Here is a 21,934-nt window from a genome sequence, read left to right as displayed (position 1 = left end):
CTTTCTTTCGCGTCCACCGCCCCGCCGGAGATCACCATGGCGAATCGCCTGGCCAATGAGTCGAGTCCCTACCTGCTGCAACATGCCGCCAACCCAGTCCATTGGCGTCCGTGGGATGCGGCCGCTTTGGAGGAGGCGGTCGAAGCGGACAAGCCGATCTTTCTGTCGATTGGCTATTCGGCGTGTCATTGGTGTCACGTCATGGAGCACGAAAGCTTCGAGAACCCGGCGATCGCGGACTACCTGAACGAGCACTTCATCTCGATCAAGGTCGACCGCGAAGAGCGTCCCGATCTTGATCAGATCTACATGAACGCCGTCCAGATGCTGACCGGCCGCGGCGGTTGGCCGATGTCGGTCTTTCTAACGCCGCAGCTGAAACCGTTCTTCGGCGGCACCTACTGGCCGCCAACATCCAAGGCAGGCATGCCTGGCTTCGACCAAGTGTTGCGGGCGGTGATGGACGCCTGGCAAAACCGCCGGGCGATTGCGCTCGAACAATCCGACAAATTCGCCGAACGCCTGCAAGAGATTGGACAGGCCGAAGACTCCGGCGAAGCGATCGGCCTCGAACTGCTCGATCAGGCGTACAAGTACCTCGAATCGGTCTATGACTTCAACCACGGCGGTTTCGGCGGAGCGCCGAAGTTTCCGCACACCATGGATCTGGCGGTTTGCCTGCGTTACAGTCGCCGTAAGCCTGACAGCCGCGCACTGGAGATCGTGACGCACAACCTCGACCAAATGGCTCGGGGCGGTATCTACGATCATCTCGGCGGCGGCTTCGCGCGGTATTCAGTCGATGCCGAGTGGCTCGTTCCCCACTTCGAAAAAATGCTCTACGACAATGCGCTGCTCGTCGGCATCTATGTCGACGCCTATCGCGCGACCGATCGGGAAGATTTTGCTCGTGTTGCCCGCGAAACTTGCGACTATGTCATTCACTATCTGACCGACGAATCGGGCGGCTTTCACAGCGCCGAGGACGCCGACAGCGAAGGGGTCGAGGGGAAGTTCTACGTCTGGAATCGTGACGAGATCGTCTCTGCCCTCGGCGAAGTCCGCGGCTATCGCTTCTGCGAAATCTACGACGTCAGCGAGTCCGGCAACTTCGAGGGGCACAACATCCTGAACCTGCCGCAGTCGATTGAAGCTTGGACCGCCGCCAAGGGAGTAAACGCAATCGAGCTGCGCGAGGAGCTCGGCGCCGATCGTGCGAAGCTACTACGAATTCGAGACGATCGTATTCGCCCCAGTAAGGACGACAAGGTTCTCGTCAGCTGGAACGGCCTGATGATCGAGAGCCTGGCTCAGGCGGCCGGTGCGCTTGCCGAGCCGAAGTATCTCGCCGCAGCCGAAAAGGCGGCCGACTTCCTGTTCGATACCATGATCGACGAGCGGGGACGCCTCCTTCATTCCTATCGCCAGGGCGTTGCTAAATTAGCCGCCTACTTAGACGACTACGCGAATCTGGCCAATGCCTGCGTCTCGCTTTACGAAGCGACGTTTGACGATCGTTGGCTCGACCGAGCGATCGACCTGACGAACCTGATGATCCGCCACTTTGCCGATCCGGCAGGGGGCGGCTTCTACTTCACGGCCGATGATCATGAACAACTGATCGCACGCAACAAAGACCTGTATGACAACAGCGTCCCCAGCGGCAACTCGATGGCGGCGGTCGTCTTGCTGCGGCTGGCCGCGCTATTGGGCAACACCGACCTGCTGGACGAAGCGCTAACGGCGATGCGGGTTGCAGCGCCGTTGATGAAAAAGCATCCAACTGCCACCGGGCAAATGCTGACGGCGGTTGATCGCTATGTCGGCCCGGCCCGCGAAGTAGTGGTCTTGGGCCATCCGACGTCGGGCGACACGCAAACATTTCTGACAGAATACCGCCGCAGCTACTCCCCCAACAGCGTCATCGCCTGCGTTTCGCCGACCGAGATGCCGGAGGAAGACGCTCCATTGGCGCCGATTTTCGCAGGCAAGATGCCGCTGCCGGATGCCGACGGCACCGTCTACGTCTGCGAAAACTTCGCCTGTCAGCGGCCGGTGATCGCCAAGGACGCGATCGGCGAACTTGGGGCCAGCTAAGCCGCGAACCGCCGCACATGGGGCGTGTCCCGATCGTGGATCGTCCCTTAAAATAGGCGATTCGACACAACCCTTACTTCCTTCTTTGACCCCGATAGGGTAGCCAACCATGCCGACCGTGCCGCATTTCCAAACGTTTCGCACCGAAATCTCCGGGGTCTCCGTTGTGGATTTGGCGGCGAAATACGGCACGCCGACCTTCGTTTATGACGCGGCGAAAATTGTCGAGCGAATCAACGACCTCCGCAAGTTCGACGTCATCCGCTATGCCCAAAAGGCCTGCTCGAACCTAGCGATCCTCGATCTGGTTCGCCGCAACGACGTGCTGGTCGACGCGGTCAGCGCTGGCGAAATCCGCCGAGCCCTTGCCGCTGGCTACGTCCCCAAGGGGGAACCGGCGCCAATCGTCTACACCGCCGACATCTTTGATCGCGAAGCGCTGGAGTTGTGCGTCGAGCATGGTCTGCATGTGAACTGCGGTTCGCCCGACATGATCGCACAATTGGGCCAAGCGGCGCCCGGCAGCGAGATCACGCTGCGGATCAACCCTGGCTTCGGTCATGGCCATAGCCAAAAGACCAACACCGGCGGCCAACAATCAAAGCACGGCATCTGGCACGAACAGCTGAACGACTGCCTGCTGATCGCCGACCAACATGGCGTACGCGTCACCGGCCTGCACATGCACATCGGCTCCGGCACCGACCTGGAGCACCTGGCCCAAGTCTGCGGCGCCATGGAAAAGGCGGCGCTGGAAGTGGGCCGCACCATCACCACGATCAGCGCTGGGGGCGGGTTGCCGATTCCGTACAACGAGTCGCAGTCGTATGTTGATCTTGATCAGTACTTTGAACTCTGGAACGACGTCCGCAATCGCCTGCAAGACGCGTTCGGGCATGATATCTCGCTCGAGATCGAACCGGGCCGCTACCTCTCGGCCGAAGCAGGCTATCTGCTGGCCGAAATTCGCGCCATCAAATCGATGGGCGATAACAAGTTCTACGTCGTCGACGCGGGCTTCAACAATCTGGCTCGTCCGATCCTGTACGGCTCATATCATCCGATGTCGATCGCGCTGGCCAGCGGCGAAGCCGAAGAGCGTCCGCATGTCGACGTCGTCGTCGGCGGTCCGCTCTGTGAGTCAGGCGACATCTTCACGCAAACCGAAGGGGGCTTCGTCGGCACCCGCAGCTTACCTGCGGCGTCGATTGGAGACTTCCTGGTGATCGAGTGCGCCGGAGCGTATGGCTCGGTAATGGGCTCGAACTACAACTCGAAGCCGCTCGCCGCCGAGGTGATGATCCAAGACGGTCAAATCCACCTGATCCGCGAACGCCAGTCGTTTGAAAACATGATCGCTGGCGAGCACATCCCGCGCTAGTCATCATCGTCGGTTAGCCCAGATAGCTCCCGCTATCTGGGCCGACAAAGTCGGCCGGAGGCATCAATCCGCGGCCCGCCAAAAAACGGAACATCGCCACTCCATTTGGCAACGCACAAAGTCGATCCCCTACGCCGCCCCGATAGAAAAGAAGAGCTATCAGGGGCGCCCCAAAACGCTCGCTTACATACTCCGCGAAGCGGCGTACATCATCCGTTCGTTCTCTTCCATCGCATGCGGCATGATGCCATGATCCCACGCGGGCAGCATCGTATCGTTCTCGATGTCTTCGATCAAATCGGCGACTGAGTTGATCACGCGATCTGGGCGGAACGCATATGACGACAGGTCTTCGGCTCGCGAACCGCCGCTGAGCGTTAACGTGGCGTAGTAACCCATCTGCACAGCGCCCAGGATGTCGGTCTCCATCGTGTCGCCGATCATGACCGTTTCCCACGATCGAACTCCCAGTTCCCACTGCGCCGAACGCATCATCACCGGGCTTGGCTTGCCGACGCTGAAGGCCTGCTTGCCGGTCGCCTTTTCGATAAACGAAACGGTCGCGCCACAGCCGCTGCGGGTGCCGTTCTTGGTCGGGCAGTTGGGGTCCAAGTTGGTCGCAATCAACTGCGCGCCATCCAGCACCATCTGCACCGCGGCATCCAACATCTCCAGCGTGATCGAACGAGCTTCGCCTACCACCACGTAGTCAGGCGCGTGATCGACGATCGCATAGCCATTGCGGTGAAGCGCGTTGTGCAAGCCACCTTCGCCAATCACAAACGCCGTTCCGCCTGGCTTCTGTTTCGCCAGAAAGCGGGCGGTCGCCATCGCGCAGGTGAAGATCCGCTCTTCTTCGACGTCGATCCCCATGCGGTTCAGCTTGGCCGAAACGTCGCGGCGAGTTCGCTGACTGTTATTGGTCAGGAATAAAAAAGGGATCTGCTTCTTTTTCAGTGTGGCGATAAAGCGGTCCGCGCCGTCAATCAGCTGACTGCCGCGGTAAATCACGCCATCCATGTCAATCAAAAATCCAAGGCTCATCTTGCTCATTCCTTGTTAAGTCGAACCATCAAACAAAAGGTCGGACCAGACTACGTTAGGCAATTGACATGCCAATTCGACAAGGCGACCGCTCTCCACCTAAACACCATCTAACGGATTGGTTTAAGTGAGAATCCTGGGCACTGCCTAATTCCTGCGCAGGTGTGACGGCGTCGAGTACCACGTTGCGCTTTCACTCGCTAGCAGCGCGAATCGTGTCTTATGTCCGGCAATCTTGCGTTTCATTGCGCTTTGGCGACGTTGTTGTGCCGACTTACGTCGATCCGCCTACTAAAAAAACGACGAACTAACACGGAACTTCCCGCAGCGTTTTCTGACAGGTACTGCGGCGGAAAGCCCCGCACCTACAGCCAACCGCCGCTGAGGGGTATAATTTGCTGTTTCCTCCCCATTTTCTCGGCAGTACAGCAGATAGCGCCATGACCACGACGCTTCAGACCCCCGCATTCGATTTCGCTCCTTACCGTTCGCTTAGCAACGAAGAGCTGACTGAGCGGATCAATGCGGTCCGCAGCAAGCAAGGCAGCCGTCTGCTGATTTTGGGGCATCATTACCAGCAGGACGAAGTAATCGCGCTGGCCGACCTGCGCGGCGACAGTTATCAACTGAGCAAGATGGCGGCCGAGAGCGGCGACTGTCGCAACATCGTCTTCTGCGGCGTTCACTTCATGGCCGAGACCGCCGACATTTTGGCTAACCGGCCCGAGAAAGTCGCCGAGCGCAATGGTCACCGCGTCGACGTCATCTTGCCGGACATGGCGGCCGGTTGCTCGATGGCCGACATGGCGGCGATCGAACAAGTCGAAAACGCCTGGGAGGATCTCGGCGAACTGATCGATACCGAAGACATCACGCCGGTCACGTACATCAACTCGGCCGCCAGTCTCAAATCGTTCGTCGGCAAGCATGGCGGTATCGTCTGCACGTCGAGCAACGCCGCTTCGGTTTTGAAATGGGCGTTCGAGCGGACCAGCCGCGTTCTGTTCTTCCCAGATCAACACCTGGGGCGCAACACCGCGCTGACGATGGGAATCACGAACGATCAGATGCCGGTCTGGAATCCCTATGATTCGGAACTTGGCGGCAACACCGAAGAAGCGATCCAGAACTCGAAAGTAATCCTCTGGAAAGGTCACTGCAGCGTTCATCAGATGTTCAAGAAGGAACATGTCGCCGCGTTTCGTCGCGACTATCCCGGGATCCAGATCTTGGTTCATCCCGAGTGCATGCAGGAAGTCAACGAGATCGCCGACGTCTCGGGCTCGACCGGCAAGATCATCGAGACGGTCAAGAATGCTCCGGCTGGCACCAAGTGGGCGATCGGCACCGAACTGCACCTGGTCAATCGCCTGAAACAGGAACATCCCGAGCAAGAGATTCACTTCCTGTCGCCGGTCGTCTGCATGTGCGCCACGATGTATCGCATCGACCTGGCCCATCTTTGCTGGAGCCTCGAGAATCTCGACGCTGGTAGCCCGGTCAACGTCGTCCGCGTCGATGACGAAACGGCCCAGTGGTCGCGGACCGCTTTGGAGCGGATGCTGAGCGTCAAATAGGCCTCTCGTTGCGGCCCAGGCAGCCAGCCGAGTAAAATTCGTACAATCGGTACGACGCATATCCCTTCGAGGTGAGAATTGCGGCGCGCTTCTGTTGCGCCATTTCAAGCCGGGGGCGGCAAGGGAACAGGTGTTAGAGTTGCCGACGTTTACTCCTGTCGATCTTTGAATCGATTTGCAACGATCACTTTCCTCGCGGATGTCGCTATGTCGTCTCGCATCGCCCTGATCGCCGTGCTGATCCTCATCTTTGGATCGCTGTTGGCTTACAGCCAATTGCGGCACGAACCGCTGAAAGTCTCGGGCTATATCGAGGCCGAAGATATCCGTCTCGGCTCGCGCGTCGGCGGACGAATCGCCGAAGTGCTGGCCGAGGAAGGGGACCTGGTCAAGCAAGGGCAGGTGCTCGTTCGCCTGGAACCGTTCGATCTGAACGAACAACTGGCCGCCGCAAAAGCCGAACAGGACGACCAGCAGGCGCTGCTCAACAAGCTGCAGGCAGGCTACCGCGCCGAAGAGATCGCTCAAGCCAAAGCGCAGGTTGACGAACTTTCGGCTCGACTCCAGATGCTGGTCAATGGTCCGCGGCAGCAAGAGATCGACGCCGCCCGGGCCGAATTGAAGATGGCCTCGTCGCAATTGGAACTGGCCCAGGCCAACTACAAGCGCGAGAAGGAGGTGTTCGAGAAGGGCGCCGGCACGCAGGAGAAGTTCGATCGGGTCTCGGATCTGCTGCGCGAGGCGGAAAGCAATTCGGTCATTCGCGAGAGCACCTTGTCGCTGTTGGTCGAAGGAACTCGCCAGGAAGAAATCGCCCAGGCCCGTGCAGCGCTCGCTCGAGCGAGCGAAGAGTTCAACCTGCGGAAATCGGGCTATCGCGATGAAGAGATCGCCCAGGCCAAAGCGGCCGTCGCCGCGGCAACGGCCAACGTCGCTGCGATCGAGACGAGAATTGGCGAGCTGAATATTACCGCCCCGACCGATGCGATCGTCGAAGCGCTCGAGCTGGAGCCGGGCGACTTGATGCCGCCCAACGCCCCGATGCTGACGTTGATCGATCCGAAGAAGTTGTGGGTGCGGGCCTACGTTCCAGAAAACCATCTCAATATCCAGCTGGGTCAAAAGCTGCCGATCACCGTCGACAGCTATGACGAACAGTTTGCCGGGGAAATCACATTCATCGCTCGCAACGCCGAGTTCACACCCAACAACGTACAAACGCCGGAGGAACGCTCGAAGCAGGTCTTCCGCATCAAGGTGACGCTGCTCGACGGACGCGATAAGCTGCGCAGCGGAATGGCCGCCGACGTCTGGCTCGAGCCGCAAGGAAAGTAGCGCGATGAGCGAGCCCGTTATCCGAGTCGAGGGACTTTCTCGCACGTTCGGCGATCTGGTCGCCGTCGATGACGTCAGTTTCGACGTCCAGCGGGGCGCCATCTTCGGATTACTCGGCCCTAACGGCAGCGGCAAGTCGACGATCATTCGGATGTTGTGCGGCGTGCTTGAGCCGTCGGCAGGCGACGCGTCGGTCCTGGGCTTCGACGTTCGCACTCAGCCTGAGGAGATCAAACGTCGCATCGGCTACATGTCGCAGAAGTTCAGTCTGTACGGCGACCTGTCGGTGCGGGAGAACCTCGACTTCTACGGGCGAATCTATGGCCTGCCTGACCTGCGCCTGACCGAGCGTCGCCAAGCGGTGCTTGATCTGACGGGTCTGGAAGATCGCATCGACCAACTGGCGGGAACGCTCTCGGGCGGTTGGAAGCAACGGCTGGCGCTCGCCTGTGCTTTGATTCATGAACCGGACGTGCTGTTTCTGGACGAGCCGACCGCCGGGATCGATCCGGTCGCGCGGCGGCAGTTGTGGGATCTGTTGTTTGAACTGGCCGCCCAGGGGGTGACGCTGTTCGTGACGACCCACTACATGGACGAAGCGGAACGTTGCACCGACGTCGGCTATATCTTCATGTCGAAGCTGCTGGTGCTCGGTCGCGGCGAAGAGCTGAAACAACTGCCTGACGTGACGCCTATGGGAACCAAGCGGCTGGAGATCGACGCCCATAATCCCTCGGCCGGGCTGACCAAACTGGCCCACGTGCCGCAGGTGCATGACGCGACGCTGTTTGGCGAGATGATCCACGCGCTGGTTGACGAGTCGTACACCCACCAGCAGTTGGCCGACGACCTGGAGACGGCCGTCGACAAGTTGCCGATCCGCGAGATCGAACCGACGCTGGAGGATGTCTTCGTCACGCTGACCAAGAAGGCGGAAGAGCGCCGCGACAATGGCGAACCGGCGCAAACGGTTCGCCTGGAGTCGGCCCGCGAGGTTGCCGAAGAGATGGAGGCGCCCTCCCCCGCTCCGCCTCGCCAGCACAAATCGACGCTCACCGGCCATTCGACCGATGGCCTGCTGGCGATCTTCGTCAAAGAGATGTCGCACATTCGCCGCCAACCGAGCACCCTCTTCTTCATGTTCGTCGTGCCGGTGATGCAGATCTTGATCTTCGGCTACGCGATCGACATTCAAATTGAAAACATCCCGATGGTGGTCTACGACCTCGATGGTCGCCAAGACAGCCAGCGGCTGATCGACGCCCTGGTCAACACCCGCAAGCTGAAGCTGATCGACCGCGTCTATGATGAAGATAGTTTTCATCGCTCGCTCACTTCGGGCCGCGCCAAGGTGGGCGTTAGGATCCCACCCAACTACAGCGACAGCCTGGCCCAAGGACGTCAGGCGCAGGTCCAAGTGTTGATCGACGGCAGCGACTCACAAGTGGCGACCACCGCCCAAAACGCGGTCGCGCTGCTTGGTCTCAACCTTTCGATCGGTCGGGCGAAAAACAGTGCAGGCGAAGTTCAGCGGGCGCCGGCTCGCGATCAATGGGGCGAGCTGGCCCTGCCGATCGACATCCGGCCGCGCTTGCTGTACAACCCCGACCTGGAAAGCGCCCGGTTCTTTGTGCCGGGGCTGGTCGGCATCATCCTGCAGTTGGTGACGCTCTTTCTGACCGCCTTCGCCATCGTTCGGGAGCGCGAGCTGGGAACGCTCGAGCAGTTGTTCGTCACGCCGGTCGGCCGGGCGGGCCTCGTGCTCGGTAAGTTGATTCCCTACTCGATCATCGGCCTGGTCGAAATGCTGCTGGTGCTGACCGTCATGGTCTATGTCTTCGGCGTGCCGATCCGGGGCAACCTGTTTTTGCTGACGGTGCTGTCGGCACTGTTTATCGTCTGCTCGCTTGGCCTGGGACTGCTGGTCTCGACGCTGGCCAAGACGCAGGTCGCGGCGCTGCAGTTTTCGTTTCTGATCATGCTGCCGTCGGTCCTCCTGTCGGGATTCATGTTCCCCCGCAGCGAAATGCCGTTGCCGATCTACCTGGTGACGTTCGCCATCCCGGTCACCTACTTCATCGAAATCCTCCGGGGCATCGTCCTGCGCAACGCCGACTTCGTCGATCTGATTCCCTCGATCGCCGGATTGTCGATCTGCTGCTTCGTGATCCTCTCCCTGTCGATTGCGCGTTTCAGGAAGCAGCTGGACTAGCGGACTGGACCACTGGCGCACATTTTTTTCGTGCCCACCATGCTCTTATCCCGTCTGCGGGAGAAGAGCGTGTCTTCGGTGGACAGGACTGGACTATTCGCGTCCATTTTTTTTCGCGTCCGACGCCCAAGCTGGCAATTTAGGCGGCTTAAGTAACCGACTGGACCGGACGATTCGCTTTCTTGCTTGGTAGTGGACTCGACCGCAACGTTTTTTTCGCGGCCAACGCCCAAGTTGGCAACTTAGGTAGTTTTGAGAACGGACTGGACTGGACGATTCGTTTTTTCACGCGTCGTGGACTGGACCGCGACATTTTTCTCGCTGGCGGAGTCGCCGGATACGCATCCACCAATCCCGATCAACTGGACTGGACCGAGCGCGTTTTTTTGATCACGGAGTGGACTCCATGCCGCCGTTTTCTTGGGGCAACCAACCGCGGCCGCCTGCCCTCTCCTTAACGACCTTGTAGTCGACAGCAATTCCGTGCGCTTTGTCAAGCAAATCGGTCAGAGCGACTAACCCGTTTTCCGCCGCCGCGTTTTCTTCTTCGGTTTCGGCGGAGCTTTGCCTACCAACTCCAATTTCGGCCGCGGGATTTTGATACCGTAGACGCGGCCGAATTGTTGGTGGAGTTGGGCGAAATTGAGTTCGAGAAACTGGTAGTGCGTACGGAGCGGGGCTGTCATTAGGTACTTGTTGGCCAGCACCCCCATTTGCTCGTCGTATTCTTTTTGCGAGTGGGAGTGAGCGTAGCAGCGACCGGGCAAACGACGGATGTCGCCGTCGAACTTGGGACTGACGTGCCACAGTTCGTGGAAGATGGTGATCATCTTCTCTTCGAATACCATGTCCATGAACCGCGGCAGGTAGAACGTAAGGATGTAGAGCATCTCGCGTCCCTTGTCGTCGGTCAGACGCTGCACGCGGTACGTGTGCCCGCGACGGACGGTGGTGGTGGCGCCCCCTTCAAAACGCATCGGCGTGAGCGACGCGAAGATCCCATATTGCACATCTTTGCGAGCCTGGGCGACGGCGACCGCCATCCGGCTGAGATTGATATGTTTCAGCTCGGGAGTGCGGGCGACCATGTCGGCGACCAGCTGGCGCATGTGCCATGAGAAGTCGAACCCCGGCAGGGAGTTTCGCTTCACCGGAGAGAGCGCTCGTCGGCGAGAAGAGCCAGCTGCAGGCATGCGAGAATCGTCCGTCCATGAAAAAAGCCGTTACACTCCACGTGCGGGAGTATAACGGCTTTGGTTTGTCCAAGGCAAAGCGAATTGCGGTCAAAAAAATGACCGGGATGATTCGCTTACTCGGCCGCGGCGGCTTCGCCTTCAAACGCCGGGCGTTCGGCCGCTTCGCTGGTGCGATCGCGATCGTTGCCGACGAATTCGATGATCGCGCGGGTACCGGCGTCACCCAAGCGCGGCGTAGCCAGACGCAGGATGCGGGTATAACCGCCATCGCGATCTTCAAACTTCGGGGCGATCACGTCGAACAGGATGTCGACAGCTTGGTGGTTGCCAAGCATCGAGACGCAACGACGACGGGCAGCCAAGGCGGGCGCCTGGGCGTTGTTCCACTCGACGTAGGCTTCGCTCTTGCGCCACTCTTTGTAAGCCGGGTTCACCTTGCCGCTGCCATCGTATTTGGCTTCCGAGGTCGCCAGCTTTTCCGCAGCGCGGATGTGTGGCAACGCCTTGCGAGCGATGGTGATCACCTTCTCGATGTAGGGGCGAATTTCTTTCGCCTTCGAGATCGTGGTGACGATGCGGCCTTTGACCTTCGGCACGTTACGTCCGGCGTCAGGCGTGTCGGACGGGAGATACTCGTAACCTGATTCGTTCACGTCGTCGCTACGAAGCGAGAGGAGCAGGCTGCTCGCCATGTTCCGCATCATCGCTTTGCGGTGCGGGGACGAACGTCCGAGAACTCGGCCTTTTTTTCGATGTCGCATGGTACTAACGTCTTATGAAACTAACCGTGTGAATTGCAAATTACGGTCGTTGAGGGCGTTGACTAACGAGGCGCCGAGGTAACTCGCATTCCCAAGTGCAGGCCGAGCTCTTTCAGCTTTTCCTTCACTTCGGTCAGCGTCGTTTCGCCAAAGTTACGAACTTCCATCAACTGATCTTCGGTACGGCGAACCAGGTCGCGGACCGTATTGATATTTTCCGATTCCAAGCAGTTGCTGGCCCGCACCGACAGGTGCATTTCGGCCAAGCTCATGTTCAGCTTCGATTCAAGCACCGGATCCAGGCCGCTCGCCTGAGTGCGGCTGGGGATGCTGATCTTCGAGCCGAGTTCGTTGTATTGAACGAACGGGTTGAGGTGCTTGCGAAGGATCTTCGCCGCTTCGACCAACGCGTATTCCGGATGAATCGAACCGTCGGTCCAGATTTCCAGGGTCAGCTTGTCGTAGTTCGTCTTCTGACCGACGCGGGTTTCTTCCACTTCGTAGCGAACACGGGTCACCGGGCTATAGACGGCGTCGACCGGGATGATCCCAATTTCGTGCTCAGCGGTGCTGTGCTCGGTCGCCGGAATATAACCGCGGCCCGATTCGACGACCATTTCCATCATGAACGGAATGTCGCCGGTGATCGTGCAGAGGGGAATGTCTTTGTTGATGATCTCGACTTCCGGGTCGCACTGAATGTCGGCGCCGGTAATCTCACAGGGCCCCTGCTTTTCGATCGTGATGACCTTGGTCATCTCGGAGTGCTTTTTGACGACGATCGCCTTGGTGTTGAGGACGATCTCGGTCATGTCTTCGACCACGCCGGGGATCGAGGTGAACTCGTGCTGAGCCCCACGAACCTTAATCTGCGTAACCGCGGCGCCTTCCAGGCTCGACAGCAGGATGCGTCGCAGGCTATTGCCGATCGTCACGCCAAAACCGCGTTCAAACGGCTCGGCGATAAACTTGCCGTAGTTGGACGACAGGGTTTCGGCTTCGCAATTAACGACGCTCGGCAACTCCAAACCGCGCCAGCGAATATGCATTGATTCTCTCCGTTCGACGAACTTCGAAACAGCTGTGGGGGGAAAGCGGGAAACGCGACGACTAGACGCGGCGTTTCTTCGGCGGACGGCAACCGTTGTGCGGAATCGGCGTGCAGTCTTCGATCGAACGGACGTTCAGACCGGCGGCGGCCAACGCGGTGATCGCACTTTCGCGCCCCGAACCCGGGCCCTTCACGCGAACTTCGACTTCCTTCACACCGAACTTCAGCGCCTTTTCGGCGGCCTGCTGCGCGGCACATTGGCCGGCGAACGGGGTGCTCTTGCGGCTTCCCTTGAAACCGCAAGTACCGGCGCTCGCCCAGCAGAGCGAATCCCCTTTGGCGTCGGTAATCGTCACTTGCGTGTTGTTGAAGGTCGCTTTGACATGCACGACCGCCTGCAATACGTTGCGACGAATTTTCTTCTTGGTTGTCTTGGCCACTGCGCCAATCTCCTGATGTGTGGATGCTCGCTTGATCCAGGTCCGCCTGAAATGGAAGCCGACCTGCCTGCCAGATTAGCGCAGGTCCTTCACGCCCTTCTTGCCGGCGACCGTCTTCTTCGGCCCCTTGCGAGTACGGGCATTGGTGCTGGTTCGCTGTCCGCGAACCGGCAGACCGCGGCGATGACGCAAGCCGCGATAGCAAACAATGCGATTCAAACGCTGAATGTTTTGCGAGATTTGGCGGCGGAGCGGACCTTCAACGGTGTATTCCGTTTCCAGCAAACCGGCAATTCTGCTGAGCTCATCTTCGTGCAGCTCGCCAGCTTTGCGTTCTTGCGAAATGCCAACCTTTACACACAGCTCACGCGCGGTGTGCGGTCCAACGCCGTACAAGTACGTCAGCGAAATCCAGGTCGGTTTGTCGTTCGGAATGTCGACACCCATCAAACGGGGCATAACTCTACTCCTACCAAGACGCCGTGGCGTCGAATTACTCTATGTGCGGAAAATTGTACGGTTTAGGTGCGACAGACAGGTCACAAAGCGGGTTTCCTTGCGGAAGCCTCGTGACCGGCAGGTCCATGCGCCATTCAGAGGCGGACCTTGCGGCCTAGCCCTGGCGTTGCTTGTGGCGGGGATTCTCGCAGATCACGAAAATCCGGCCGCGGCGGCGGACTACTTTGCACTTGTCGCAGATGCGTTTTACGCTGGCTCGAACTTTCATCGCCTACAGCTTCCAATCAATGCTTATGGTGGAAGCGAGCCAGTATAACGCTCTTGGCGATTGGCTTGCAAGGCCTCCCAGCAGGAAAACGAAGCGGAAAGTCTACCCCAATTTTGAGCCGCTTCCCAGATCATTCCGCTGGGCGATTGGGACCAGCTTCTGGGGCGCTTTTCCCAGTATTTCTCGGCTTTTCACCGCTGCCCAGGCGGCTGACTACAGCCAATCGCCATACGGTTTCTTTAGATCAAGCTGGTCGCCGAGCTCCGCTTGCAGGCCGATCAATTGCTGCAAAAGGGCCGAAATTCTCTCCCGCTGCTCCGGTTTTGCCGCCAAATCTTGCTGCTCTTGCGGATCGTCCGTCAGATGAAACAGCTTCAATTTTGCAATCGTCGGGTAGAGGATCAATTTGTAGCCATCGGCGGTGATCATTCGCTGTTTATTCAGGTAGGCGCCATAAATCGCGTCGTATTGGACCTCTCGCTCGCCGGCAATCACCGGCAACAGGCTGCGAAATTCGACATGCTCCGGCTTTTCGACCCCTGCGACCTCCAGGGCGGTCGCCATCACATCCTGCAGATAGACCGGCACTTCGCACACTTTACCTTGCGGCAAACCGGGTCCGGCGACGATCAACGGCACCCGCACGCTATGGTCGTACATGTTCTGCTTGCCGAGCAGACCGTGGTGTCCGCAGGCCAATCCATGGTCGGCCGTGAAGAAGACATAAGTATTGTCGGCTTTACCGGTCGCCTTGAGGGCGTCGAGAATCCGCCCGACCTGAACGTCCATGTGCTCGATGATCGCGTAGTACTCGCTGCGATGAACCTGAATCGAGTGCCGGGTGCGGGGAAACGGGGCTAATTTCTCGTCCCGCAAGCCTTTGCCGGCGCCCATCGCCTCTTTTTCAGGGTATTCCGGCATAAAGTCGGCCGGCACGTCGGTCTTGCTGACCGGGTAGCGATCGACATATTCCTGTGGCGATTGCCGCGGATCATGCACGGCATTGAAGGCCAAGTACATGAAGAACGGCTTTTCCTGCTTGGCAGCCGTTTCCAGGAAGCCAATCGCGTCATCGGCGACCACTTCGCTCCAATGCTTACCGCCGGCCCAGAAACCGCCGAACTGAGGATCGGACGGCGACCATCTGTCGGAACCATCCGCTTGGGGACGGTTGTAGCCAGCTTCCGTCTGGTTGGGCATGCCGCCGCGAATGTGGGCGCTGGTGGCGAACGCCTTGTCGGCCTTGGCCGGCACATGCCACTTGCCGGTCATGTAGGTGTCGTAGCCGGCGGCCTTCATGTATTCGGACCAAAATCGCCCGGCGACTCGCTCTTGGTCGGCCGATTTGTAGACCTTCTCGGCGTTCCAGACAAATCGCCCGGTGTTAAGCATCGTGCGGCTGGCGACGCAAACGGCCCCGCTCCACGACCCCATGTTGTAGGCGTGGGTAAACCGCGTTCCCTGTTTGGCCAACTGGTCGATGTTGGGGGTTTGCACCATCGGATGCCCGTAGGCGCCGACGCATTCGTAGCTGTAATCGTCTGCGAACAGAAAGACGATGTTCGGCTTTTCGGCGGCGGAAGCCAGCGAAACGGCCAGCAACAGGAAGCAAAGCGAGGCGAATCGACGCATGATCAACTCTCTTCAGGCGGGAGTCCACAGGGGAGTCCTCCTTTATAACCGCCAGACCGGGTGGGGGGCAAAAAGAAAACGCCGGCAAGGACCGGCGTTTTCCAGTGGAAATCGAATTTTGTCGTATCGGCGGGTTATTTGACCACGCCGCAGTCAGCGATGGTGACCGTCGCGCGGGGCTTGCCGTTTTGCGTACCGTACGATTCGACCTTCTTCACCACGTCCATCCCTTGCAGGACGCGGCCGAAGACGACGTGGCGACCATCGAGCCAGTCCGTTTTGACCGTGGTGATGAAGAACTGCGAGCCATTGGTGTTGGGGCCCGAGTTGGCCATGCTCAAGACACCGGCGCCATCGTGGGTGTACTTGAAGTTCTCGTCGGCGAACTTGGCGCCGTAGATGCTTTCGCCGCCGGTGCCGTTGCCGTTGGTGAAGTCCCCGCCTTGCAGCATGAACTGCGGAATGATGCGGTGAAAGGTGCTTCCTTTGTAGGAGAGCGGAACGCCAGAACGCCCCTTCCCTTTTTCGCCGGTGCAGAGGGCGCGGAAGTTGGCCGCGGTCTTCGGCACGTCTTCGCCGAACAGGCCGATCACGATCCGGCCGGCCGGTTTGCCGTCGATCGCAATATCAAAGTAGACCTTTTCGGTTACTTTTCCCTGCGAGGCCGGGGCAGCCAGCAAAGAGGTAGCGGACAGAACCGAGAACGCAGCAATCATCGCCAAACGCAACATGAACAGCTCCGGGGAGAAAGTGTGTGGTGATTTTCAGGCAGACCTACATTTTGCCTCTTTCCTCCAAATACCGCCAGACGAACCCGCCAGGTCACTGCGTAAAGATCTCGGTAAACAAGCTAACCCGCTTCGCCCATTCGCCTCTACCTCTCCCAAAGTGAACGCTGCCCGGCGATAAATGAGGAAACGGTAAAGATCGTGAGAATTTCCGTTGACGACGGTCAGCCTCAACTGGGTGATCGCCTAGAATCGGCCTTGGTATGCACGCTTCGCAAGGTGACCGAGCTTGAACATGATCCCGCTTTCTCCCCGTCCGTACTTCGTTTTATTGCTTCTGTTGGCTTTGCTGCACGGCGGTTGTAGCTGCAGTTCCGACGCCGAGCGCCGGATGAATGCCGTCTCATTCAGCCGCTCGTCGGATGATGAAGAGGAAGAAGAAACGCCCCCGCCGAAAACCCCGGCCCCCAAACCGAAGGCGGCCAATCCGCCCAAGAAACCAGCCGCCGAAACGAAGAAACCAGCCCCCACGACCAAACAGCCGGCGACCGCCGAAGCGATGCCGGCCGAAACCACCCCGGCCATCGATCCCAAATATGCCGGGCGGCGAGAGCGAATTGAACGGCTGGCGCAAAATCCACCAGCCGACAAAGCGGCCGAAGCGCAAGCCAAGCTCGAAATCATCGGCGAGGCCTTGGCCGACATGATTACCGATAAGGGAGAGATCCCGGGCGCCGTCCGCAAAGACTCGCGCGGCAATACGCTGCTCGGTTGGCGGATCGATCTACTACCATATCTCGGCTACCAAGATCTGTATGACCAGTTCGCCCTCGATAAGCCGTGGAACGATAAACAAAACCTGGCCCTGGCGAAGAAGATTCCGGCCGTCTATCAATCGCCGGAACGCCGCGACGAAGCGACCAACTTTTTGATGGCGTTTGGGCCGACGTGTGCCGCCCGGGCTTCTTCGCCAACCAGTCTCGAGACGGTCGGGCGCCGCTCGCTGGGCACGATCCCGCTGGTCGTCGAAGCGGATGACGCGATGTCGGTCAGCTGGGTCAAACCGTTCGATCTCGAGTTCAATCCGGCCGCCCCGCGGGAAGGGATGGGGCAGCTCCGCAACGGTTCGATCTATGTCATCACCGCCGATGGCGAGACGCACCTGGTTCCCGCCTCGGTTACGCCGACCGAGATGACCGACTTCTTCGTCTTGGCCAACGGGTTTGACATTCGCAAGGTTGGCGCCGACTCGGCCGCTACCGCTCCGACTAATGTCGCCGCAGCTCCCACGATGCCTGACCCAGGCCAGGTCGCCGCGAGCACGCCGGTCAAGATGACGCCAACGCGACAAGCGCCGGCCGGAGACTTGGGTCCTGCGTTGGGCTCGAAAGAATCTCTGGGCGTGCAGAAGTTGCCGATTCCCGATCCGAAGTTGACCGAGATCGCCGAGACGCGGATTCGGGAGATCTTCTCCAACGAATTCCGGGTCGCCGACTCGGATAATCGCCAGGCCGAACTCGCCAAGATGCTGGTCGACTCCGGCAAGAAGCTGGGTGACGATCCGGTGCAGCAGTTCGCGATGTACTCGTTGGCGTACCAGATGGCGCAAAAAGGGAAAGCCCCCGCGACGGCCAAAGACGCCTTTGACGCGCTCAACAGCCAGTTCGAGTTCGACACCGTCAATCAACAGCTGCAGTTGCTCCGGTTCGCTTCGCAAAATGTCGCTCGTATTCCGCCGCAGCGGAAAGAGGAATTCAAGCAGTTGGCGATCCAGATCTGGCAGGTCTCCTACGATCGCAACAACTTCAAAGCGATCGACGAACTATTCACGATTATCGAAACGTTCGCCCGTTCGCAAAACGACGGCGCCATGGTGCAGCGGATCGCCGCCCTCCGCGACGAAGTGACCGAAGCGCGGAAAGTTTACTCCGACATCGAGGCGCAGTTTCTCTCGCTAGAGCGGCCCTCGTTCAACCCGGACGGCAACTTGCTGGTAGGTCGCTATCTCTGTCTGCATCGCAATCAGTGGGACAAGGGACTGCCGTTCCTGGCCAAATCGAGCAATCAAAATCTGAAGGACGCCGCGTTGCTGGAGCTCGAAATCCCGACAACGCCGACGCTGCAGGCCGAAATTGGCGACATGTGGTGGAAAGCGACTTCCGGCTTCAACCCGCTCGAGAAAAAGCGGATCCAACGCCGCGCCGCCCAGTGGTACCAGACCGCGATCGGCGGATTGCCCAACAACATCGAACGGATCAAGACGCAGCGGAACCTGGAAGAGTTCAAGAAGCTCTACCCGAACGAAAAGATCCCGCCGCTCACCGCGAATGCGGAGACTGCCCGGCGATAACATGGCGTTGAAGCTGGAACAGACAACCGGACTAGCTGCCTGTTGAAAAATGCCCTCGTGGCATTTTCCAACCTTGCCAGGCTCAGAGCATAGCTCTTCGCGGCTCGCAAAATAACGACTTATGTCGCTATTTTGGGATCGCGTCCCTGCGATCCAGCAGCCCGTTGAGAAAATCAACGGACTGCTAGGCCCGCATCGCTTCGGACATGTACGTCGCAAACGGCACAAAGACCATCAGCGGAAACCAGGCCGCCAGCGCCGGGCTGATCATGTAGTTGGCGCCCATGCCGCGACTGGCCATCGTCACTGCGAAAAAGAGGACCACCACTGCGCCGCACAAGCCGATCGCCACAAACACGTTGCGATTGTCGTTCTTCAAAACTAGCGGCAATCCCAACAGCAGCAGCGTCATATCGAGAAACGGCTGCGTCAGCCGGCTGTGTATTTCGACCCGCACGTCGGCGCCAAAGTCGAGCGAGCGATTGCGGAGCGCCGAGACCAGCGCCCAGGTCGAGGCGCTATTGCGCCATTCGCGACTCGCGGTCAGTTGCTCGAACGTCAGTTCGCTGACGACAAAGCATTGATTCGGCGCCAGCCACGCGTTGTCCTTCGGCATCATCACAAAGACGCGATCCTCCCGATCGAGCAGTGACGGGATTTCGGCCAGGTTTTCGGGCTCGGTGACGTTGTCAAGCAAGTAGCCGCTGGGGCGATCTCCTTCGGCCGGTTTGAAGAAAGCATTTTCGGCGTTCAACTTGGCGCCCATCCCCGCCTGCGACCGCGGCAGCCGAAACTTGGGGCCTTCGATCCGCATCTCGTTGGCGAAGGTATGATTACCGCTGATCAGCACGTCGGTCAGGTTGTCGTATTTCGGTTGCATCTGCTTGGCCGATTGGCCCAGCCAATCCTGGGCGTTGCGGCTGAGAGCGTCGGAGTATTCCGGCACCACGAATTCCCGGTTCAAAGCGCCCAGCACCGCGATCACCGCCACCGCGATAATCACCGGGCGGACGATTCGCTCTTTGGTAATGCCGGCCGCCATCAGCGCGGTCATTTCGTTGTGCCGCTGTAGCCAGGTGACGGTGAACATCGCCGCAATCAGCGTCAGAATGCCCCCGGTCATGTTGAAGAAGGTAAAAATCCGCGGCGTGTAATAGTCGATCAAGATCGGAAACGCGCCCCGTCCCGTTTCTTCGCCGTACCGCAGGAACTCGTCTAGGTTGTTGAACGAATCGATCACGACGTACAGCCCAGTAAAGCTGACGAAGAAGATCAGGAACGACTTAACGAACTGCAGCAGCAGATAGCGGTCGATGATGTACACGGCCGGAATCATCTCGACAGAGGTGACGGGATCGAAGCGGAAATCGCCAGAGACTATACCGCGAAGGCGATTTTTCCCAAAGGTGAATCGGACCACTCCTTCCCCTATAATGGGCGGCATGTCAACGACGCACACCGCAACCAACTGGCGAACACTCGCAAGCTGGGCAATCTCGCCTTGGCGACGATTGCTGCTGCCGGCTGCGTGTCCACTTTGTCTTTCCGCCGTAGAGGCGACTGCGGGAAATGCGGCGCCCTGCTGTATGACCTGCCGCCAGCAGCTTCTTGAAGCGGCCATTCGCTGCTCGCGCTGCGGAAATCGCTTGCCTCCAGGGCACGTACCGGGCGCCGACGGTTGTGACTTCTGTCGCCAACGGCGCCTAAAATGGGAAGGCGTGATTCCGCTGGGGGATCACGCCGGCTTATTGCAGCACGCGATCATCGCCGCCAAACAGGCAGGCGGCGCTCCCGTCTGCGCAGCAGTAGCCGATCTATTGGCGGATCAAGTCGCCGCCACCGAGTGGCTGGGACCAATTGATCTGGTCGTACCGGTACCGATTTACTGGATGCGGAAAATTCGTCGTGGATTCAATCCTGCTCAGCGCCTGGGCGAAGCGATTGCCAAGCGTCTGAATGTGAAATTTCGTCCCCAGGCGCTAAAAATTTCGCGAAGGATGCGTAAGCAGTCCGAGCTGCGCATCACCGCTCGTCGAGCGAACGTGCGGGACGGTTTTCGGGTGAAAACGCCCCATTTGCTGGCCGGACGCTCCGTTTTGCTGGTCGACGACGTGATGACCAGCGGCGCGACGGCCAGCGAGATAACCAGTAAAATGCGTAAAAGCGGCGCCGATCGCGTAATCGTAGCGGTCGCCGCACGTGCGCCACTCGGCGAAACAGGAAACTAACGTTTCCGAATCACTCGACAGCCGGCCGACAGTCGAAGAATCTCGTGCAGCACCGCGCACTGCTAGCAAACCCCTGCAGTTAGATATGAATTCGGAAGAGCAACCCAAAAAACCGAGCGGCATCCAATCCTTCCGCCGCGCACTGTTGCGCGGTCTCGGTCTGGTTGCGCCTCCGCTGCTGACGATCTTGATCCTGATCTGGGTCTTATCGTCGGTTCAGAACTACGTGCTGACTCCGGTCGAGGCGACCGCGCGTTACTTCGTTTCGATGGCGATCCGCGACGTGCATCGGACGATGCCGGACGCGCAGCCAGGCGATGAGACCGCGATGCTGCACAACACCGTCTACCATCAAACGCCCAACGGCGATTGGATTCCGGCTTCGGTCTACAATCTGGTCGATCAGAACCTGCACGATCAGCCGCTCCCTTACTCGGGCGCCGCGTTCTACCAGGAATATGTGCAACTGCGCTTCTTGCGTCGCCAGATCACGATCCCCGCCCTCCTCTGCATCTTTGTGCTGCTGCTTTACTTCTCCGGCAAGTTCGTCGCGATCGGAGTCGGCCGGATCTTGTGGACCGCGTCCGAACGACAAATTCTGCACCGGTTGCCGATCGTGCGCAACGTCTATTCTTCCGTAAAGCAGGTGACCGACTTCCTGCTCAATGAGCGGGAGCTGGAGTTCACGCGGATCGTGGCGGTCGAATACCCGCGAAAGGGAATCTGGTCGCTCGGCTTCGTCACCAGCGAGAGCCTCCTCGATATTCGTAGCGTCGCCAACGAACCGGTGATGACCGTCTTGATCCCCACATCGCCGATGCCGGCGACCGGATTTACGGTCAACGTCAAGAAAAGTGAGACGGTCGACCTGAACATCACGCTGGACCAGGCGCTACAATTTATCGTCAGCTGCGGCGTGGTCGTCCCCGACCATCAAATGACCCGGGAAATGGCCAGTCGCATCGCTACGCAGATCGCCGAAGAGAAGGCGCACGCCGAAGCGGAGCAGAACGGCAAGCCCCATGCGGTGAGCGACTCACCCCCGTTCGTGCAGAAATAGCCCCCACCTTTTGGGCGTAAGTCTCGCTAAGCTTCGCTTGTTACGCTATTCTATCGGGGGATACGAGAATCACGACTCGTAGGGCATCTGGCTGGAAAGGGCAAGTTTCCGCCGA

General features: G+C 59.1%; 19 protein-coding genes. 9 read left to right on the top strand and 10 right to left on the bottom strand.

Annotation, left to right across the window (positions count from 1 at the left end; genetic code table 11):
* The first annotated feature begins 36 nt into the window (after window positions 1-36).
* Together Enr8_RS15605 and lysA are read left to right on the top strand one after the other, a co-directional pair.
* Complete coding sequence (locus Enr8_RS15605) at window positions 37-2,097, top strand: thioredoxin domain-containing protein (RefSeq protein ID WP_146433141.1); 2,061 nt, start codon at window positions 37-39, stop codon at window positions 2,095-2,097.
* 109 nt (window positions 2,098-2,206) lie between these two features.
* Window positions 2,207-3,478 (top strand): diaminopimelate decarboxylase, encoded by a 1,272-nt coding sequence (gene lysA, locus Enr8_RS15600; RefSeq protein ID WP_146433139.1) that lies wholly within the window; start codon window positions 2,207-2,209, stop codon window positions 3,476-3,478.
* 183 nt (window positions 3,479-3,661) lie between these two features.
* On the opposite strand, the gene Enr8_RS15595 is transcribed toward lysA, so the two are convergent.
* A complete protein-coding gene (locus tag Enr8_RS15595; protein WP_146433137.1) occupies window positions 3,662-4,522 on the bottom strand; it encodes an HAD-IIA family hydrolase in 861 nt (286 codons plus the stop codon).
* Between the two features lie 440 nt (window positions 4,523-4,962).
* Here Enr8_RS15595 and nadA point away from each other — a divergent pair, with 440 nt between their 5' ends.
* The 4 genes from nadA (at window position 4,963) to Enr8_RS15575 (ending at window position 10,104) form a co-directional block, all read left to right on the top strand.
* A complete protein-coding gene (nadA, locus tag Enr8_RS15590; RefSeq protein WP_146433135.1) occupies window positions 4,963-6,099 on the top strand; it encodes a quinolinate synthase NadA in 1,137 nt (378 codons plus the stop codon).
* Window positions 6,100-6,306: 207 nt separating this feature from the next.
* Complete coding sequence (locus Enr8_RS15585; RefSeq protein WP_146433133.1) at window positions 6,307-7,434, top strand: HlyD family secretion protein; 1,128 nt, start codon at window positions 6,307-6,309, stop codon at window positions 7,432-7,434.
* Between the two features lie 4 nt (window positions 7,435-7,438).
* The gene (locus Enr8_RS15580) at window positions 7,439-9,646 is read left to right on the top strand and encodes an ABC transporter permease (RefSeq protein WP_146433131.1); all 2,208 of its coding nucleotides are present in this window, start codon (window positions 7,439-7,441) and stop codon (window positions 9,644-9,646) included.
* A gap of 182 nt (window positions 9,647-9,828) precedes the next feature.
* On the top strand, window positions 9,829-10,104 hold the full coding sequence (locus Enr8_RS15575; protein WP_146433129.1) for a hypothetical protein: 276 nt from the start codon (window positions 9,829-9,831) through the stop codon (window positions 10,102-10,104).
* Between the two features lie 57 nt (window positions 10,105-10,161).
* On the opposite strand, the gene Enr8_RS15570 is transcribed toward Enr8_RS15575, so the two are convergent.
* The 8 genes from Enr8_RS15570 to Enr8_RS15535 form a co-directional block, all read right to left on the bottom strand.
* The gene (locus Enr8_RS15570) at window positions 10,162-10,797 is read right to left on the bottom strand and encodes a putative metallopeptidase (protein WP_246120097.1); all 636 of its coding nucleotides are present in this window, start codon (window positions 10,795-10,797) and stop codon (window positions 10,162-10,164) included.
* Between the two features lie 158 nt (window positions 10,798-10,955).
* On the bottom strand, window positions 10,956-11,603 hold the full coding sequence (locus Enr8_RS15565) for a bL17 family ribosomal protein (protein WP_146433124.1): 648 nt from the start codon (window positions 11,601-11,603) through the stop codon (window positions 10,956-10,958).
* Between the two features lie 62 nt (window positions 11,604-11,665).
* Window positions 11,666-12,652, bottom strand: a complete 987-nt coding sequence (locus Enr8_RS15560; RefSeq protein ID WP_146433122.1) for a DNA-directed RNA polymerase subunit alpha — start codon at window positions 12,650-12,652, stop codon at window positions 11,666-11,668.
* A 61-nt stretch (window positions 12,653-12,713) separates the two neighbouring features.
* Window positions 12,714-13,094: a 30S ribosomal protein S11 gene (gene rpsK, locus Enr8_RS15555; protein WP_146433121.1), complete on the bottom strand. Its 381-nt coding sequence runs from the start codon at window positions 13,092-13,094 to the stop codon at window positions 12,714-12,716.
* Between the two features lie 75 nt (window positions 13,095-13,169).
* Window positions 13,170-13,541 (bottom strand): 30S ribosomal protein S13, encoded by a 372-nt coding sequence (rpsM, locus tag Enr8_RS15550; protein WP_146433383.1) that lies wholly within the window; start codon window positions 13,539-13,541, stop codon window positions 13,170-13,172.
* Window positions 13,542-13,707: 166 nt separating this feature from the next.
* Window positions 13,708-13,821, bottom strand: coding sequence for a 50S ribosomal protein L36 (gene rpmJ / locus Enr8_RS15545; RefSeq protein ID WP_002655270.1), 114 nt, complete (start codon window positions 13,819-13,821; stop codon window positions 13,708-13,710).
* 213 nt (window positions 13,822-14,034) lie between these two features.
* Window positions 14,035-15,453 (bottom strand): sulfatase-like hydrolase/transferase, encoded by a 1,419-nt coding sequence (locus Enr8_RS15540; protein ID WP_146433119.1) that lies wholly within the window; start codon window positions 15,451-15,453, stop codon window positions 14,035-14,037.
* Window positions 15,454-15,587: 134 nt separating this feature from the next.
* Entirely contained in the window at window positions 15,588-16,184 is a 597-nt protein-coding gene (locus Enr8_RS15535) for a peptidylprolyl isomerase (protein ID WP_146433116.1), read from the bottom strand.
* A 292-nt stretch (window positions 16,185-16,476) separates the two neighbouring features.
* Between Enr8_RS15535 and Enr8_RS15530 the strand changes: the two genes are divergently transcribed.
* Window positions 16,477-18,531, top strand: coding sequence for a DUF1559 family PulG-like putative transporter (locus tag Enr8_RS15530; protein WP_146433114.1), 2,055 nt, complete (start codon window positions 16,477-16,479; stop codon window positions 18,529-18,531).
* Window positions 18,532-18,715: 184 nt separating this feature from the next.
* Here the strand turns inward: Enr8_RS15530 and Enr8_RS15525 are convergent, their stop codons facing one another.
* Window positions 18,716-19,867 carry an LptF/LptG family permease gene (locus tag Enr8_RS15525; RefSeq protein ID WP_186767677.1) on the bottom strand — a complete coding sequence of 384 codons (1,152 nt, stop codon included), beginning with the start codon at window positions 19,865-19,867 and terminating at the stop codon, window positions 18,716-18,718.
* 310 nt (window positions 19,868-20,177) lie between these two features.
* On the opposite strand from Enr8_RS15525, the gene Enr8_RS25495 reads away from it, so the two are divergent.
* On the top strand, window positions 20,178-20,759 hold the full coding sequence (locus tag Enr8_RS25495) for a ComF family protein (protein ID WP_186767676.1): 582 nt from the start codon (window positions 20,178-20,180) through the stop codon (window positions 20,757-20,759).
* Between the two features lie 85 nt (window positions 20,760-20,844).
* Complete coding sequence (locus tag Enr8_RS15515) at window positions 20,845-21,819, top strand: DUF502 domain-containing protein (RefSeq protein WP_146433108.1); 975 nt, start codon at window positions 20,845-20,847, stop codon at window positions 21,817-21,819.
* Window positions 21,820-21,934: the final 115 nt, after the last annotated feature.

Source organism: Blastopirellula retiformator, from assembly GCF_007859755.1.
In the GTDB taxonomy this organism is placed as follows: domain Bacteria; phylum Planctomycetota; class Planctomycetia; order Pirellulales; family Pirellulaceae; genus Blastopirellula; species Blastopirellula retiformator.
Note: the sequence above shows the minus strand (reverse complement) of the source record. Positions and strands in the feature narration are given on the sequence as shown.